General features: G+C 60.0%; 18 protein-coding genes and 1 tRNA gene. 7 read left to right on the top strand and 12 right to left on the bottom strand.

The window, feature by feature from the left end; translation table 11 throughout:
* Positions 1 to 1,353, top strand: a 1,353-nt coding sequence (locus NDI87_RS04640; protein ID WP_296273630.1) for a class I tRNA ligase family protein, incomplete at its 5' end; no start/stop codon positions are given.
* A 51-nt stretch (positions 1,354 to 1,404) separates the two neighbouring features.
* On the opposite strand, the gene serA is transcribed toward NDI87_RS04640, so the two are convergent.
* The 11 genes from serA to cysM form a co-directional block, all read right to left on the bottom strand.
* Positions 1,405 to 2,646, bottom strand: a complete 1,242-nt coding sequence (gene serA / locus NDI87_RS04635) for a phosphoglycerate dehydrogenase (RefSeq protein ID WP_296273629.1) — start codon at positions 2,644 to 2,646, stop codon at positions 1,405 to 1,407.
* Complete coding sequence (locus NDI87_RS04630; protein ID WP_296273628.1) at positions 2,627 to 3,154, bottom strand: Rrf2 family transcriptional regulator; 528 nt, start codon at positions 3,152 to 3,154, stop codon at positions 2,627 to 2,629. The genes serA and NDI87_RS04630 overlap by 20 nt, the downstream gene beginning before the upstream one ends.
* A gap of 58 nt (positions 3,155 to 3,212) precedes the next feature.
* The gene (locus NDI87_RS04625) at positions 3,213 to 3,773 is read right to left on the bottom strand and encodes a NifU family protein (RefSeq protein ID WP_296273627.1); all 561 of its coding nucleotides are present in this window, start codon (positions 3,771 to 3,773) and stop codon (positions 3,213 to 3,215) included.
* A 51-nt stretch (positions 3,774 to 3,824) separates the two neighbouring features.
* Positions 3,825 to 4,313 (bottom strand): Fe-S cluster assembly sulfur transfer protein SufU, encoded by a 489-nt coding sequence (gene sufU, locus NDI87_RS04620; protein WP_296273626.1) that lies wholly within the window; start codon positions 4,311 to 4,313, stop codon positions 3,825 to 3,827.
* Positions 4,310 to 5,569, bottom strand: coding sequence for a cysteine desulfurase (locus NDI87_RS04615; protein ID WP_296273625.1), 1,260 nt, complete (start codon positions 5,567 to 5,569; stop codon positions 4,310 to 4,312). Before NDI87_RS04615 ends, sufU begins: the two co-directional genes overlap by 4 nt.
* The gene (gene sufD, locus NDI87_RS04610) at positions 5,566 to 6,894 is read right to left on the bottom strand and encodes a Fe-S cluster assembly protein SufD (protein ID WP_296273624.1); all 1,329 of its coding nucleotides are present in this window, start codon (positions 6,892 to 6,894) and stop codon (positions 5,566 to 5,568) included. The genes NDI87_RS04615 and sufD overlap by 4 nt, the downstream gene beginning before the upstream one ends.
* Positions 6,891 to 7,676, bottom strand: coding sequence for a Fe-S cluster assembly ATPase SufC (sufC, locus tag NDI87_RS04605; RefSeq protein ID WP_366028325.1), 786 nt, complete (start codon positions 7,674 to 7,676; stop codon positions 6,891 to 6,893). The genes sufD and sufC overlap by 4 nt, the downstream gene beginning before the upstream one ends.
* Entirely contained in the window at positions 7,673 to 9,109 is a 1,437-nt protein-coding gene (gene sufB / locus NDI87_RS04600; RefSeq protein WP_296273623.1) for a Fe-S cluster assembly protein SufB, read from the bottom strand. Before sufB ends, sufC begins: the two co-directional genes overlap by 4 nt.
* Positions 9,106 to 9,462, bottom strand: coding sequence for an iron-sulfur cluster assembly accessory protein (locus NDI87_RS04595; protein ID WP_296273622.1), 357 nt, complete (start codon positions 9,460 to 9,462; stop codon positions 9,106 to 9,108). Before NDI87_RS04595 ends, sufB begins: the two co-directional genes overlap by 4 nt.
* A gap of 121 nt (positions 9,463 to 9,583) precedes the next feature.
* Positions 9,584 to 9,811 carry a sulfurtransferase TusA family protein gene (locus tag NDI87_RS04590; protein ID WP_296273621.1) on the bottom strand — a complete coding sequence of 76 codons (228 nt, stop codon included), beginning with the start codon at positions 9,809 to 9,811 and terminating at the stop codon, positions 9,584 to 9,586.
* Positions 9,812 to 9,845: 34 nt separating this feature from the next.
* Entirely contained in the window at positions 9,846 to 10,748 is a 903-nt protein-coding gene (gene cysM, locus NDI87_RS04585) for a cysteine synthase CysM (protein WP_296273620.1), read from the bottom strand.
* A 37-nt stretch (positions 10,749 to 10,785) separates the two neighbouring features.
* On the opposite strand from cysM, the gene NDI87_RS04580 reads away from it, so the two are divergent.
* The 3 genes from NDI87_RS04580 (at position 10,786) to NDI87_RS04570 (ending at position 11,603) form a co-directional block, all read left to right on the top strand.
* Positions 10,786 to 10,870 (top strand) — tRNA-Leu (locus NDI87_RS04580).
* 208 nt (positions 10,871 to 11,078) lie between these two features.
* Positions 11,079 to 11,333, top strand: a complete 255-nt coding sequence (locus NDI87_RS04575) for a type II toxin-antitoxin system prevent-host-death family antitoxin (RefSeq protein WP_296273619.1) — start codon at positions 11,079 to 11,081, stop codon at positions 11,331 to 11,333.
* Between the two features lie 3 nt (positions 11,334 to 11,336).
* Positions 11,337 to 11,603 (top strand): Txe/YoeB family addiction module toxin, encoded by a 267-nt coding sequence (locus NDI87_RS04570; RefSeq protein ID WP_296273618.1) that lies wholly within the window; start codon positions 11,337 to 11,339, stop codon positions 11,601 to 11,603.
* Positions 11,604 to 11,660: 57 nt separating this feature from the next.
* On the opposite strand, the gene NDI87_RS04565 is transcribed toward NDI87_RS04570, so the two are convergent.
* Positions 11,661 to 12,362 carry a TetR/AcrR family transcriptional regulator gene (locus NDI87_RS04565; protein WP_296273617.1) on the bottom strand — a complete coding sequence of 234 codons (702 nt, stop codon included), beginning with the start codon at positions 12,360 to 12,362 and terminating at the stop codon, positions 11,661 to 11,663.
* A gap of 363 nt (positions 12,363 to 12,725) precedes the next feature.
* Here NDI87_RS04565 and dctP point away from each other — a divergent pair, with 363 nt between their 5' ends.
* The 3 genes from dctP (at position 12,726) to NDI87_RS04550 (ending at position 15,607) form a co-directional block, all read left to right on the top strand.
* Positions 12,726 to 13,715, top strand: coding sequence for a TRAP transporter substrate-binding protein DctP (dctP, locus tag NDI87_RS04560; protein WP_296273616.1), 990 nt, complete (start codon positions 12,726 to 12,728; stop codon positions 13,713 to 13,715).
* A gap of 84 nt (positions 13,716 to 13,799) precedes the next feature.
* Entirely contained in the window at positions 13,800 to 14,309 is a 510-nt protein-coding gene (locus NDI87_RS04555; protein ID WP_296273615.1) for a TRAP transporter small permease subunit, read from the top strand.
* The gene (locus NDI87_RS04550) at positions 14,306 to 15,607 is read left to right on the top strand and encodes a TRAP transporter large permease (protein WP_296273614.1); all 1,302 of its coding nucleotides are present in this window, start codon (positions 14,306 to 14,308) and stop codon (positions 15,605 to 15,607) included. The genes NDI87_RS04555 and NDI87_RS04550 overlap by 4 nt, the downstream gene beginning before the upstream one ends.
* Positions 15,608 to 15,628 lie beyond the last annotated feature (21 nt).

The raw sequence follows: 15,628 nt of genomic DNA, 5'->3' as shown, positions 1-15,628 counted from the left end.
TACGACATCATCTTCTTCTGGGTCGCCCGGATGATCATGATGACCACCCATTTCACCGGCCAGGTGCCGTTCAAACACGTCTACATCCACGGCCTGGTGCGCGACGCCCAGGGCCACAAGATGAGCAAGTCCGAAGGCAACGTGCTGGATCCGGTCGACCTGATCGACGGCATTGGCCTGCCCGAACTGCTGGTCAAGCGCGCCGAGGGCCTGCGCAAGCCCGAGACCGCACCCCAGGTGCGCAAGAACACCGAAAAGGAATTCCCGGCGGGCATTCCGGCCTTTGGTGCCGACGCGCTGCGTTTTACCTTTGCCTCGCTGGCCTCGCTGGGCCGGTCCATCAACTTCGACGCCAAGCGTTGCGAAGGCTACCGCAACTTCTGCAACAAACTCTGGAACGCCAGCCGCTTTGTGCTGATGAACTGCGAAGGCCAGGACTGCGGCCTGAATGAACACACCCAGGAAGAATGCGCCGTCGGTGGTGGTGCCAACGGCTATCTGGAATTCAGCGCGGCCGACCGTTGGATCGTCTCCCTGCTGCAAAAGGCGGAAGCCCAAGTCGCCCAGGGGTTTGCCGACTACCGCCTCGACAACGTCGCCAGCACCATTTACGACTTTGTCTGGAACGAGTTCTGCGACTGGTACCTGGAAATTGCCAAGGTGCAGATCCAACAAGGCAACGAGGCGCAGCAGCGCGCCACGCGCCGAACGCTGATCCGCACGCTGGAGACCATCCAGCGCCTGGCGCACCCCATCATCCCGTTTGTGACCGAAGAACTGTGGCAAAAGATTGCCCCGGTGGCCGGTCGTGCCGGTCCCTCGGTGGCTGTTGCCGCTTACCCGGTGAGCCAGCCCGAGCGCATCGACGAAGCAGCGATTGCCCATGTCGCCAAACTCAAACAGCTGGTGGATGCGTGCCGCAACCTGCGCGGCGAAATGAGCGTGTCGCCCGCCACCCGTCTGCCGCTGTTTGCCATTGCCGGCTCAGGCGCCGAGGCGGACTTCATGACGCAGGCTGCACCCGTACTGCAGGCGCTGGCCAAGCTCAGCGAGGTGCGTGTGTTTGAAGACGAGGCCGCTTGGGCTGCCGCCGCGCAAGCTGCGCCGGTGGCCGTGGTCGGTGAGGCGCGTATCTGCCTGTTCATGGAAATTGACGTGGCAGCGGAAAAGGCGCGCCTGGGCAAGGAGCTGGCGCGCATTGAAGGCGAGATCGTCAAGGCCAACGGCAAGCTCGGCAACGCGTCTTTTGTGGCCCGCGCGCCCGCCGCCGTGATCGAGCAGGAGCGCAAGCGCCTGGCCGATTTTGAGGCCACCGTGGCCAAGGTCAGGGACCAACTGGCACGGCTGGGCTGAACTCGCGGCCGTCGTGGGCTGGCCAACGCTGAGCCGTTGGCGCTTCCGGCGTCAATACAGAATGCGGCAACGGATGGTTTCAGGCACGGCACACAACTCGTTCATCGCGGCCTGGCTGGCGGTGCTGTCCACGTCAATTACCACGTAGCCGATTTCCTCGTTGGTGCTGAGGTACTGGGCGACGATGTTGATGCCCGCTTCCGACAGTCGTTCATTGACGTGCGCCAGCACGCCGGGAACATTGCGGTGGATGTGCAGCAGCCGGCTGCGCCCGGTATGCGCGGGCAACGCGACTTCAGGAAAGTTGACGGCGGAAGTGGTTGAGCCGTTGGCACTGTAGCGAATCAGCTTGGCCGCCACCTCTGTGCCGATGTTGATCTGCGCTTCCAGCGTCGAGCCGCCAATGTGAGGCGTCAGGATCACATTGTCAAAACGTGTCAATGGTGAAGTGAACAGGCCATCGTTGCCGTGTGGCTCGACCGGGAAGACATCGATCGCCGCGCCGTGCAAATGACCACGCTCAAGCGCGGCAGTCAGCGCGTCAATATCGACCACACTGCCACGGGAGGCATTGATCAGGTGGCTGCCCGGCTTCATGGCGGCCAGTTGCGCCGCCGCGATCATGTTGGCAGTTTGCGCTGTCTGCGGCACATGCAGGCTGACCACGTCGGCTGCATTGAGCAAGGCTTCGAGGCTGGGCATTGCCAGCGCGTTGCCCAAAGGCAACTTGGCCTCGATGTCAAAAAATAACACGCGCATGCCAAGCTGCTCGGCCAGCACACCAATCTGGGTGCCAATGTGGCCATAACCAACGATGCCGAGTGTTTTGCCACGCACCTCATAAGAATGCGCGGCGCTCTTGACCCAGCCACCACGGTGCAAGATGGCATTTTTTTCAGGAATCCCGCGCATCAGCATGATGATTTGCGCCAGCACCAGTTCGGCCACGCTGCGGGTATTGGAAAACGGGGCGTTGAAAACTGGGATACCCAGGCGCATTGCTGCTGTCAAATCCACCTGGTTGGTGCCAATGCAAAAGCAGCCAATCGCGGCCAGTTGCTGCGCCTGCTGCAGCACGGTGGCCGTCAACTGCGTGCGCGAGCGGATGCCCAGCAAATGGGCATCGCCAATGGCTTCCTGCAGTTGGGCGCCAGACAGCGCCTGGGCATGGGTCACGATACGGGTGTAGCCCGCCTCTTGCAGCGACGTCACTGCCGAGGGGTGTATGCCTTCGAGCAAGACCACTTTGAGGCCGCTTTTGGCGGTCGGGAGATCAAGCAATTTTTGGTTCATGATGGTTGGGCCAGGAGAGGGTGTTGGGGTTGTGTGATGGCAGGGCGTCAGCTGGTGCGCCGGCCGGGCGATGATGAAACGACACGGTTTGCGTTGTTGTGCTGGCCGTGCCCTGTGCCAACAGATCGGCCAGCGTGTAGCGGTTGAGATAGCTCATGAAACTTTGCAGTGCCCCGCTCATGATGCCGGTCAACTGGCAGGCGTTGCTGAGCTGGCATGCGGAGCTGCCGGAAAGGCATTCGACGATGGCGAAATCAGGCTCAATGCTGCGCACGACAGCCCCCAGATTAACCTGCTCAGGACGGGTTGCCAGCCGCATGCCGCCGCCCTTGCCGCGCACGGTCTCAAGCCACCCGGCCAGGGCCAGTTGATGGGTGATCTTCATCAGGTGCGCCTCCGAAATCTCGTAGGCGCGCGCCACCTCCGAAATGGTGCACAGGCGCTCGGGATGCTGGGCGACGTACATCAGCAGACGGATCGCGTAATCGCTCATGACGGTCAGACGCATGGCGCAACTCCATTGCTCAGGGTCCGGGAGTGAGGCATGGGAATCATCACCATCGACCTCATGCGGCAATGACTTCGAGGTCGGGTTCCAGCGTGCGCAGGCGGTTCTCGATACCCTGAAGCGTGCCGGAAATGGAACTCGGGCAGGTGCCACACGCGCCCTGGTAATGCACGATGAGCTGGTTGCCGTTCAGGCCAAGCACATGCAGGTCGCCGCCATCACCTTGCAGGTAGGGCCGGATCTCCAGATCCAGCACCAGTTCGATGTCGTCGAGGCGCTGTTTGTCTTCCGGGCTCAGGTCGGCCACACTGGCGCGCGCTGCAAAAACCGTTGCGGCAGACTGCGCGCTGGCGGCGGGTGCGGCCCGCAAGGGGATGGCAATTTCGCGCAACAACTGTTCCCAGTCAGCCTGGCCGTCCTGAGTCACGGTGAGCCAGCTGTCAACGTAAAAAACATTGCTCACGTGCGGGATCGCAAACAGCGCGCTGGCGAGCGCATCGCCCTGGGCCTGCCCGGCGTTTTCATACGAATGGGCAATGCCCCAGCTCAGGGGTTCGCGCAAGAGGAACTTCCTCGCGTTCGGATTGGGTGTTTCATCTATGTCAACGATTTTTGGCATGGTGAGTTCCTGTGGGTAAGGTCAAGCTTGCCGGTTTCGTGGTGCGCCGCCTCAGGCGTCGCCCAGCGGCGCCTGCATCGGGTCGGCCTCGGCCTCGGTCGATACGCTGGGCTCGGCGTTGAACGCGGCCTGCAGCGTGTGCCACGGCAAAATGGCACATTTCACGCGCATGGGCAGCGCGCTGATGCCCGAGAAAACCGCCAGCCGGCCGATGTGCGGGCTGTCCTGCGCGGCGCTGCGGCCGGTGGCCATGTCGACAAACTCGTGGATCAACGTCTTGGCATTCGCCGTGCTTTTGCCCTTGACCGCCGCCGTCATCATCGACGCCGAGGCCTTGCAAATGGCGCACGACTCGCCGTGGAAAACGATGCGCTCAACGGTGTCGCCCTTGAGGTCCAGCGCAATGTGAATGTGGTCGCCGCACAGCGGATTGACGCCTTCGGCATGGTGGCTGGGGTGCGCCAGCTCGCCGTAGTTGCGCGGCTTGCGGTTGTGGTCCAGGATCACTTCCTGGTACAGGGCCTTGGCGTCTGTGCTCATGCGAATACCTTTTGCACCGTGCGAATGCCCGCCACCAGCGCGTCCACGTCAGCCAGCGTGTTGTAAAACGCAAACGAGGCGCGTGAGGTTGCCGTCACGCCCAGTCGTTGCATCAGGGGCTGGGCGCAGTGGTGGCCGGTGCGCACCGCCACACCTTCCTGGTTGAGCAGGGTGCCCACGTCGTGCGGGTGGATGCCCTGCACCGCAAACGACAGCACCGCCGCTTTGTCTTGCGCGGTGCCGAACAGGCGCACGCCGGGCAGCGCGCTCAACTGTTCGGTGGCATAGCGCAGCAGCGCATGCTCATGCGCCGCAATGGCCGGCATGCCGATGCCGCAGAGGTAGTCGACCGCGGCGCCCAGGCCGACAGCCGCGGCAATCGGCGGCGTGCCGGCCTCGAACTTGTTAGGAATAGGGGCGTAAGTGGTCTTCTCGAAAGTGACGGTATGGATCATGTCGCCGCCGCCCTTGAACGGCTGCATCGCCTCCAACAGCGCGGCGCGGCCGTACAGTACGCCGATGCCGGTCGGGCCGCACAGCTTGTGGCCCGAGAAGGCATAAAAATCACAGTCCAGGTCCTGCACGTCCACCACCAGGTGTGGCGCGGCCTGCGCGCCATCGACCAGCACCGGCACGCCGTGGGCGTGCGCCAACGCGATCATTTTTTTCACCGGATTGATGCTGCCCAGCGCATTCGAGACGTGGCCGACGCTGACCAGGCGGGTGCGCGCATTGAACAGCGCCTCGTACTGATCGAGCAGCAGTTCGCCGGTGTTGTTGATCGGCACCACGCGAATCGTGGCGCCTTTCTCCAGCGCCAGCATTTGCCACGGCACGATGTTCGAGTGGTGCTCCAGCACGGTCAGGATGATCTCGTCACCCGCCTTGATGTTTTGGCGGCCCCAGCCGTGCGCCACCAGGTTGATGCTTTCGGTGGTGCCGCTGGTGAAGATCACCTCGCGCGCTTCGCGCGCATTGATGAAGTGCTGCAGTTTGGTGCGTGCCGCCTCGTAGGCTGCGGTGGCGGTCTCGGACAGGTAATGCACCGCGCGGTGGATGTTGGCGTGCTCGCTGGTCTGGTAGCGCCGCAGCCGGTCCATCACCGGCTGCGGCATCTGGCTCGATGCCGCGTTGTCCAGATACACCAGCGGTTTTCCCGCCACCGTGAGCTGGAGGATCGGAAAATCAGCGCGAACGCGTGCCACGTCAAAAATTGATGACACGGCGGATGCGGATGATGTGAACGGGGTGTTCATGCCTGGCCTGTGGTTTGTTCGAGCACGGTCTGCTCAAGTTGCCGTCGCAGTGACGCGACCGGAATCCGGTTGATGACCTCGGCGCCAAAAGCGTAGGTCAGCAGATTGCGTGCCACAGCCTCTGACAGACCGCGGCTTTGCAGGTAAAAAACTTCATCGCTGTCAAGCTGACCGACGGTGGCGCCGTGGGTGCATTTGACGTCGTCGGCAAAGATTTCGAGTTGCGGCTGGGTATCGACCACGGCTTTTCTGGAGAGCAGCAGGTTGCGGCTCGATTGCGCCGAATCTGTTTTTTGCGCGCCGGGGCGCACCATCACCAGGCCGTTGAACACCGCGTGCGCGGCGCCACCCACAATGCATTTGTGCAACTGTCGGCTGACGCCGTGCGGCTTGGCATGGTCGATGAACGTGTGCGTGTCGGCCAGTTGCTGGCCACCTATCAGCGCCAGTCCGTCAAGCGCGCATTCCGCCGCATCGGCGGTTTGCAGCACCTTGAGGTCGAGTCGGGAAATCTGCCCGCCCAGGGCGATGCTGGCCGAGTGGTAGCGGCTGGCAGCGCCGAGCGACACCGCGCAACTGGCCATGTGAAAGGCCTGCCGGCTCTCGCGCTGGAGGCGGACATGTTCAAGCTGGGCGCTCGCACCCAGGGCCAGCTCGGCCACCGCGTTGGTGAAATAAGTGCCTTCATGCAAGGCCACGTAGTCTTCAACCAAGGTCAGCTTGCTGCCGGCGCCGGCCACCAGCAGAAGGCGCGGGTGGCTTGCGACCTCGGGCTGCGTTGAAATGAAAAGCACATGCACGGGCGCGGCAAGCGCGGTGTCGGGCGGCACGATGAGGACGGCCGCATCCGTTAAAAATGCGGTGTTGAGTGCGGCAAACAAGGCATCCTGAAATGCAAGGTGCTGGCCCAGATGCTGCTCAATGGCCGGCGTTTGCGTGGCCAGCAGGGAGGTTAGCGTGCCTATGACGAGCCCGTCATCCAAACCTCGACTGGAGAGTTGCGGCGCAGGCACGCCATCGACAAAAACCAGCCGCGTCGGCGCCTCTTCGATATGCAGATGCTTGATGTCGTGCGGCTGCAGGGCGGTGGGCGTGCGCAGCGGCTGAAATGACTGGCTGGCAAAGGCCGCCAGCGGGGTGAAGCGCCAGGCTTCGTCGTGCGTGGTGGGCAAGGTGAGTGCGTTCACGCGCTCCAGCGTCCGGGCGCGCAGCCTTTTCAGCCATTGCGGCTGTGTTGGTGCCGAGCTGCCCGGCGGCAACGCCAGGGAAGTAAGCAGGCTGTCCAGCACGCCACGCTCAGGCACTATGGCTGTGCTGGCGCTCATGACACCGTCCCCGCAGCCTCGGCTTCGATCCAGTCATAGCCGCGTTCTTCCAGTTCAAGCGCGAGTTCCTTGCCACCGGTGCGGATGATGCGCCCGGCGCTCATCACATGCACATAGTCGGGAACGATGTAGTTCAGCAGGCGCTGGTAATGCGTGACCAGCACAATGGCGTTGTCCTTGCTGGCCAGTTGGTTGACGCCTTGCGACACCACGCGCAGCGCGTCGATGTCGAGGCCGGAGTCGGTCTCATCGAGGATGGCCAGGCTGGGCTCCAGCAGCGCCATTTGCAAGATCTCGTTGCGCTTTTTCTCGCCGCCGGAAAACCCCTCATTAACACTGCGCTGCAGAAACTCGGGGCTCATCTCCAGCAGCTTCATTTTCTCGCGCACCAAATCATCAAACTCCAGCGGGTCCAGTTCGTCATGGCCACGTTCAGCCTGCACGGTGTTGTAGGCCAGGCGCAGAAACTGGCTGTTGCCGACACCGGGGATTTCGATCGGGTACTGAAACGCCAGAAAGACACCGGCGCGGGCGCGCATTTCAGGGGCCAGCTCCAGCAGGTTCCTGCCTTCAAACAGCACCTCGCCGCCGGTCACCTGGTAGGCCGTGTGGCCCACCAGCACCTTGGCAAAAGTGCTCTTGCCCGAGCCATTCGGCCCCATGATGGCGTGGACTTCGCCGCGCTTGACGGTAAAGTTCAGGCCCTGGAGAATTTCGGTGCCGTTGACACTGGCGCACAGGCCGCGCACCTCCAGCAGTGTGGGGCTATTTTGCACAATCATCCTACGCTCCCTTCAAGCTTGAACCCGAGTAATTTGGTGGCTTCGACCGCGAACTCCATCGGCAACTGGCGAAACACATCCTTGCAAAAACCGTTGATGATCATCGAGACGGCTTCTTCGGCGCCGATGCCGCGCTGGGCGAAATAAAACATCTGGTCTTCGCCAATCTTTGAGGTGGACGCTTCGTGCTCGACCTGGGCGCTTGGGTTGCGCACCTGGATGTAAGGAAAAGTGTTGGCGCTGCACTTGTCCCCCACCAGCATCGAGTCGCACTGCGAATAGTTGCGCGCGCCCGCGGCACCGGGCATCACCTTGACCAGGCCGCGGTAGCTGTTGCTCGACTGGCCTGCTGAAATGCCCTTGCTGACAATGGTGCTGCGGGTGTTTTTGCCGATGTGGATCATCTTGGTGCCGGTATCGGCCTGCTGGTGGTGGTTGGTCACCGCCACCGAGTAAAACTCCCCGACCGAGTTGTCGCCCAGCAGAATGCACGACGGGTACTTCCAGGTGATGGCCGAGCCGGTTTCGACCTGGGTCCAGGAGATGCGTGAGTTGATACCTCGGCACATACCGCGTTTGGTGACGAAGTTATAGATGCCGCCAACACCGTTTTCGTCGCCCGCATACCAGTTCTGCACCGTTGAGTATTTGATGTCGGCGTTGTCCAGCGCCACCAGTTCCACCACGGCGGCGTGCAACTGGTTGGTGTCGAACTGGGGCGCGGTGCAACCTTCAAGGTAAGAGACCGAGGCGCCTTCTTCGGCCACGATCAGGGTGCGCTCAAATTGCCCGGTGTCCTGGGTGTTGATGCGAAAGTAGGTGGACAGGTCCATCGGGCACTTGACGCCCCTGGGGATGAAGCAAAACGAACCATCGGTGAACACCGCCGAATTGAGCGCGGCGTAATAGTTGTCACCCGCCGGCACCACGCTGCCAAGGTATTTTTTCACCAGTTCCGGATGGTTTTGCACCGCCTCGGAGATCGAGCCGAAAATGATGCCGACTTCGGCCAGCTTGGCCTTGTAGGTGGTGGTCACCGAGACGCTGTCAAAAATAACATCAACCGCCACGCCCGCCAGCGCCGCGCGCTCGTGCATCGGCACGCCGAGCTTTTCAAAGGTGCGCAGCAGTTCGGGATCGACCTCGTCCATGCTTTTCAGCTTGGCCTTGGGCTTGGGCGCCGCGTAGTAGCTGATCGCCTGAAAATCGATCTTCGGATGCTTGATGTTGGCCCACTCGGGATCGGTCATCGTGAGCCAGTGGCGAAACGCCTTCAGGCGGAATTCAAGCAGCCACCCGGGCTCGTTCTTCTTGGCGGAAATCAACCGGATGGTGTCTTCACTCAGGCCCTTCGCCGCCACGTCGGTCGCAATGTCGGTCACAAAGCCATGTTTGTACGGCTGATTGACCAGGTTTTGCAGAACGGCGCTCATCGGGCGGCTCCCTTGCCGGCACCCGCCTTCAGGCTGAAGCTTTCACCGCAGCCGCAGGTGTTGCCAACGTTGGGGTTGTCGAACTGGAAGCTCTGCCTGAGTCCTTCGGTGACGAAGTCAAGACGCGCGCCATCAAGACTTGGCAGATCGCGCTTGGCAATCAGCAAGGTGGCGTCATGGCTCTCAATGCAGAGCTCGTCGTCGCGCACCTCGTCGGCCAAGGCATAGGTGTAGGCGTAGCCTGAGCATCCCACTGGTTTGAGACCCACGCGCAGCCCGACGCCACTGCCGTGCTTGGCAATTTGCGAGTGGATTTGTCTGGCAGCCGCTTGCGTCAATGTGATTGAAGTCATAAAGTCTCCTATAGGTCTATTTTAAATACATCTTATAAAAAACTTCAAATTTTTGGTAATCCATCAATTCAAGTAGGGGGAATCAACAGCTTGCGAGTTCAGACCCCAACATCACGCCAGGTCAGCGGCGACGCAGCACATGGATGAACTCTGAGCCCACCGTCTGCTGCTCCAGCAGCTCGTTGCCGGTCTGTTTGGCAAAGGCCTGAAAGTCGCGCAGGGAGCCAGCATCGGTCGCCACCACCTTGAGGGTCTGACCGCTTTCCAGTTCGGCCAGCGCCTTCTTGGCTTTCAGGATGGGCAGCGGGCAGTTCAGTCCGCGGGTGTCAATTTCTTTGTCGATGTGCATGTTGGGTTCCTGGAATGGTGTGAAGCGCCCGGCATCAGGCCGGAAAGACCCCGGTGGACAGATAACGGTCGCCGCGGTCGCAGACGATGAAGACGATGGTCGCATGTTTTTCACGCCTGGCAATTTCCCGTGCCACCCAGCACGCCCCGGCGGCTGAAATGCCGGCAAAAATGCCTTCCTCGCGGGCCAGTTGGCGGCACATTTCCTCGGCATCTTCCTGGCTCACGTAGAGCATCTCATCAATATGGGTGGGGTCATAAATCTTGGGCAAATAGGCTTGCGGCCACTTGCGGATACCCGGAATGCGCGAGCCCTCGGTGGGCTGCACGCCAATGATCCGGACCGCCGGGTTTTTTTTCTTGAGGTATTGCGACACGCCGGTAATGGTGCCGGTGGTGCCCATGGCACTGACAAAGTGGGTGATCTTGCCCTTGGTGTCGGCCCAGATTTCAGGGCCGGTGGTTTCCACATGGATGCGTGGGTTGTCCTGGTTGGCGAACTGGTCCAGCACGCGGCCTTTGCCTTCGTGCGCCATCTGGTCAGCCAGGTCGCGCGAGTATTCCATGCCGCCGCTTTTGGGCGTCAGGATCAACTCGGCGCCAAACGCTTTCATGGTTTGCGCGCGCTCAACCGACAGGTCTTCGGGCATGATCAACACCATGCGGTAGCCCTTGATGGCCGCCGCCATGGCCAGGGCAATGCCGGTATTGCCCGAGGTGGCCTCGATCAGCGTGTCGCCAGGCTTGATTTCGCCGCGCTCCTCGGCGCGCCGGATCATCGACATGGCGGCGCGGTCTTTGACCGAACCCGCCGGGTTGTTGCCCTCCAGTTTGCCCAGAATGACATTGCCGTGCGCCGCATTTTCAGTAGCCCCAATGCGTTGCAGGCGCACCAGGGGGGTCTTGCCGATCAAATCCTCGATGGTTGAATATTTCATACCCCGCACTGTGCCATAATTCGGGCCTCAAAGCGTTGCCCGGGTGGTGAAATTGGTAGACGCAGGGGACTCAAAATCCCCCTCCGAAAGGAGTGCCGGTTCGATTCCGGCCCCGGGCACCAGAACCTCATATCAGACAGTCTCAAATCCTCTCAAAACCCGCACGTTCCCCAGCGTAGCGGGTTTTTTGTTGCTTCGCACCTGCCAACACGCCGGGATTTGATGCAGCGTTGGGCGAACGTGATTCCGATTAGGGTAGCAGCTGGCTAAGGGACAGTCATGGGGCTATACTTGCACAAATTCAAGTACAACTAACAAAGCACCGAAACCATGAAAATCGTGACCTATTCTGAAGCGCGCAGTTCTTTGAAGTCGGTGCTGGATGCCGTGCACGATGATGCGGACGTGACGGTGATAAGCAGGCGTGACGGCGCGGACGCTGTGGTGATGTCCCTTGACCACTATCAGAGCATCATGGAAACCATGCACCTGCTATCGACCCCGGCGAATGCAGCGCATTTGGCCAAGTCAATTGCACAACACAAAGCAGGCAAGGCCACACGGAGCGAACTGACGAAGGTTTGACGCATGGCAAGTTCGATTCGATTTACCCCGGCCGCATGGGCCGATTACACCTACTGGCAGGGGCAGGACAAAAAGACATTGAAGCGCATTAATACCCTGATCGAAGCGGCGGCGCGTGAGCCGTTCGCGGGTATCGGCAAGCCTGAAACGCTCATGGGCAACATGGCCGGATATTGGTCACGGCGCATTGATGGCGTGCATCGCCTGGTGTATGCCGTTGACGATGCTGATATTGACGTGATCGCGTGCCGGGGGCATTACGACGATTGACGGCGCCATACCGCGCAAAGGCGGCAATCGCGCCTATGCCGAGCGCAGTAACAAGCTTTATTTCAGCACCATTCGTATCACGCTCTCAATGATGTTGGCACGTCGCAAAGCGATTGCTTCTGGTGACTCGAAGTCTTGCTTGAATATCAAAGCAAAGGTTTTTCGATTGGACACGTTGTAAAACGACTGCGCACTGATCAGGAAATGCAGGTCTATCGGCCTGAGTCCTGTGCGGAAAGCGCCGGACGCGACGCCACGTTCATAGACAGTCGCAATCATTTCAATTGCTGGGTTGTTGACGGTCTGAATCACTTTGGAGCGTGCCAGGAAGGCGCCATTGTGGATGTTTTCGGTCATGACCAATCTTACAAACCCGGGGTTCTGAAGATGGTAGTCATAGGTGAATCCCGTCAACTCCCGAAGTGCATTGACCGGATCCAGGTCTTCAAGATGGAGTGACGGCTCGATTTCGCGGATGCGGCGATAGGCAGCCTCCAGGACGGCGATGTACAGACCTTCTTTGCCTTCGAAGTGGTAATAAATCATCCGCTTGCTGGTGCGTGTGGCTTCGGCAATGGCATCAATGCGGGCACCGCTGTAACCTTTGCGCTCAAATTCACGCGAAGCAACTTCCAGAATGTTCTGTAGCGTTTTGGCGGAATCACGGACATTGCCGGATTTCACGCCCCCCTTTGCGGCGCTCTTCGTACTTTTTCGCAAGGTCTTATGGCTGGCTTGCGTGGTAACGGGATTACTCATGGGCAATAAAGTCTTTCTGATGGCTTTGATTATCCCTAGGAAATTGCAATTGCCAGTGTTGAACTGATCACCTGCACACCACCTGTCTTTTGATCGCATTCAATCATCAGGGTTTAACCCTACTCGTTAGACACTCACTGGTTAGTACACTAAATTCATTCGGTAAATCACTGATCGCACCGCACTCGCCAGGAATATCTTTAGCACCAACCAGGAGTACCGCCATGACGGCAAAGACGATCACCAGCAACACTGCAGTGAAGGCACTTTGGTAAATACGCCACTTGCGTGTACAACAATTTAAATCGATACTGTTTTCAGGCTTTCAAGAGTTTTTCAACCACCCAGAAGGAGACCATCAACATGAACTTCCACGTCAATCGCCGTTCTGCCCTTTGTGCTGGCGCCTCGCTCGCAGCTGCCGCTGTGATGCCGGCCTGGGCACAGGCCCAGCCAACCCTGCGCTTTGCTGCCGTTTTTTCGGACAAGGACATCCGTGCCGACATGATGAAGATGTTCGCCAAAGAGGTCGAGTCATCCTTCAAGATCGACATGTTTCTCAACTCGACCATGTTCAAGCAGGGTACTGAACTCGTTGCGCTGCAGCGGGACAACCTCGAAATGGGCAACATCGGGCCGCAGGACATTTCCAAGCAGATCCCGGCCTGGTCACTGCTCACATCCGCTTACCTGTTCCGTGATGCAAATCACTTGACCAATTTTTTCGCGAGCGATCTGGGCGCACAGATGAAGAGCATGGTGGCTGACCAACTGAAAGTGAAGGTTCTGGGGCCGACCTTCTTCGGCACCCGCCAGGTGGGCCTCAAGACCAAGAAAAAAATCAACGTGCCCGCTGACCTGGCTGGCGTCAAGCTGCGCATGCCACCCGGCGATTCCTGGCAACTGCTGGGACGATCCATCGGTGCTAATCCGACCCCCATGGCCTACGCCGAAACCTACACGGGCCTGCAGACCGGCGCCATCGACGGCCAGGACAATCCTTTGCCCAACGTGCAGAACATGAAGTTCTACGAGGTGATGTCGCAGATTGTGCTGACTTCCCACCTGGTGGGCTACGACCTGCTCGTCGTCAACATGAAAACCTGGAACAGCATGTCGCCGGCCACACAAAAGGCCTTCCAGGCCGCCGCCGACAAGGCCATCGCCTGGAGCACGGCCGAGCACCTCAAGCGCGAGGCGGAGCTGGCCGAGGGCTTCCGCCGCCAGGGGCTTGACGTTTATGCGCCCAATATCAACGCGTTCCGGGACTACGCCCAGAAGGTCTACATGGCATCGGACGAGGCCAAGCAATGGCCGGCCGGCATGCTCGACAAGATCAATGCCATGAAATAAGCCAGGCCGCTGCGCCGGTGGCACCAAACCCGGCGCAGCGGTTGCCAGAACCAACCATCGCCATTCACTGAGCTCTTGTGTCTGATGACTAAAACCCTCATGTCCTCCCTGCACCGGTTTGCCGAGGTGATCGCCGCCGGCTTGCTTGCCATCATCTTTGTATCCTTTATTGTTCAGATCGCGCTGCGCTATCTGTTCAACTGGCCTGTAGGCTGGACCGCTGAATTGTCTGTGGTGGCCTGGCTCTGGCTTGTACTTTGGGGGGCGGCTTTTGTGCTCAAAGACAACGAGGAGATCCGCATCGATTTCCTCTCGGCCCACGCCGGCAGGCGTGCGCGGATCGTCATGGGCATCATCGGTTCGGTCAGCATCATTGTCCTGTTTGGCATGTCGTTGCCGGCTGCGTACGACTACGTGAGTTTCATGAAGGTCGAGAAAAGCTCCTATCTGAACACCCGCTTCGACTTCCTGTTTTCGATCTACATCATCTTCTCGGTGGCCGTGATCGCCCGTAATTTCTGGAACCTCGGTCAGCTCCTGCGCGGTAAAGACCCCGCTGGCGCCGAAGCCGCTCAAACCACCTCCCCACGATGAACTTCACCAGTCCCTTTTCGTTGGCCCTGGCGGCCATCATCGCCCTCAGCCTGCTTGGCGTGCCCGTTGGTCAGGCGATGATTGGCGGCTCGGTGCTGTACCTGTATCTCAAGGGCATGGACATGGGCACCGCGGCCGAGCAGTTGCTCAACGGCACCTATTCCAGCTTCCTGCTGCTGGCGATCCCGCTGTTCATTCTGGCTGCCACCATCATGAGTACCGGCAGCATCCTGGACCGCCTGCTGCGCTTTTGCAATGCCATCGTCGGGCGTTTCCCCGGTGGCCTGGCACAGGTCAACGTGTTGCAGAGCATCGTGTTTGCCAGCATGTCCGGCTCCGCACTGGCCGATGCAGCCGGCTCGGGCAAGATGATGCTGGCCATGATGACCCGCGATGGCAAGTACACCAAGGGCTTCGCCGCTGCGCTGACCGCCGTGTCGGCCGTCATCGGCCCTATTCTTCCGCCGTCGATCCCGATGGTGCTTTATGCCCTGGTCTCCGGCGCCTCAATCGGCTACCTGTTCATCGCCGGTGTGCTGCCTGGCCTGCTGCTGGGCGCCGTGCAGATGGGGCTGATTTATTTCCTGGCCAAACGCAGGCATTACCCGGTCGAAGCGAAGGTGCCGCTGCGGGAAATGCCGCGCATCACACGCGAGGCATTTCCGGCGCTGATGTTGCCTGTCATCCTGTTGGGTTGCCTGTACACGGGCGTGACCACTCCGACCGAAGCCGCAGGCCTTGCGGCAGCCTATGCCCTGCTGATTTCGGTGGTGCTTTACCGCAGCATCGGCTGGAAAGACATTTACAACTCGTTGATCAGCAGCGCGCGCACCAGTATCTCCATTGGCATGCTGATCGCGGGTGCCCTGGTTTTCAACTACGTCATTACCGCAGAAAACATTCCGGCCTCGCTCAGCGTGATGCTCAAGACCTTTGATTTGTCACCGCTGGGCTTCATGCTTCTGGTCAATGTGATATTGCTGGTTTTGGGCGCCTTTCTGGAAGGCTCAACCATCATCCTGGTGATCCTGCCGGTGCTGTTGCCCACGGCGATTGCACTTGGCATTGATCCCGTGCACTTCGGCGTGGTGGCGATTCTCAACATCATGATCGGACTCGTGACCCCGCCCTATGGACTGCTGCTGTTCATGATGACAAAAATTGCCGACGTATCGCTGATGGAACTGGTGCGCGAGACTCTTCCTTTCCTCGGGGTCATGTTGGGTGCGCTCGCCGTGGTCACGTTGATGCCTGACCTTGTGTTGTTCCTGCCGCGGCTTGCCGGCTACACAGGCTAGCGGACGCCACTTCCCCGCCTT

The organism is Rhodoferax sp., assembly GCF_023701345.1.
Classification (GTDB): domain Bacteria; phylum Pseudomonadota; class Gammaproteobacteria; order Burkholderiales; family Burkholderiaceae_C; genus Rhodoferax.
This window is presented reverse-complemented; position numbering and strand designations above follow the sequence as displayed.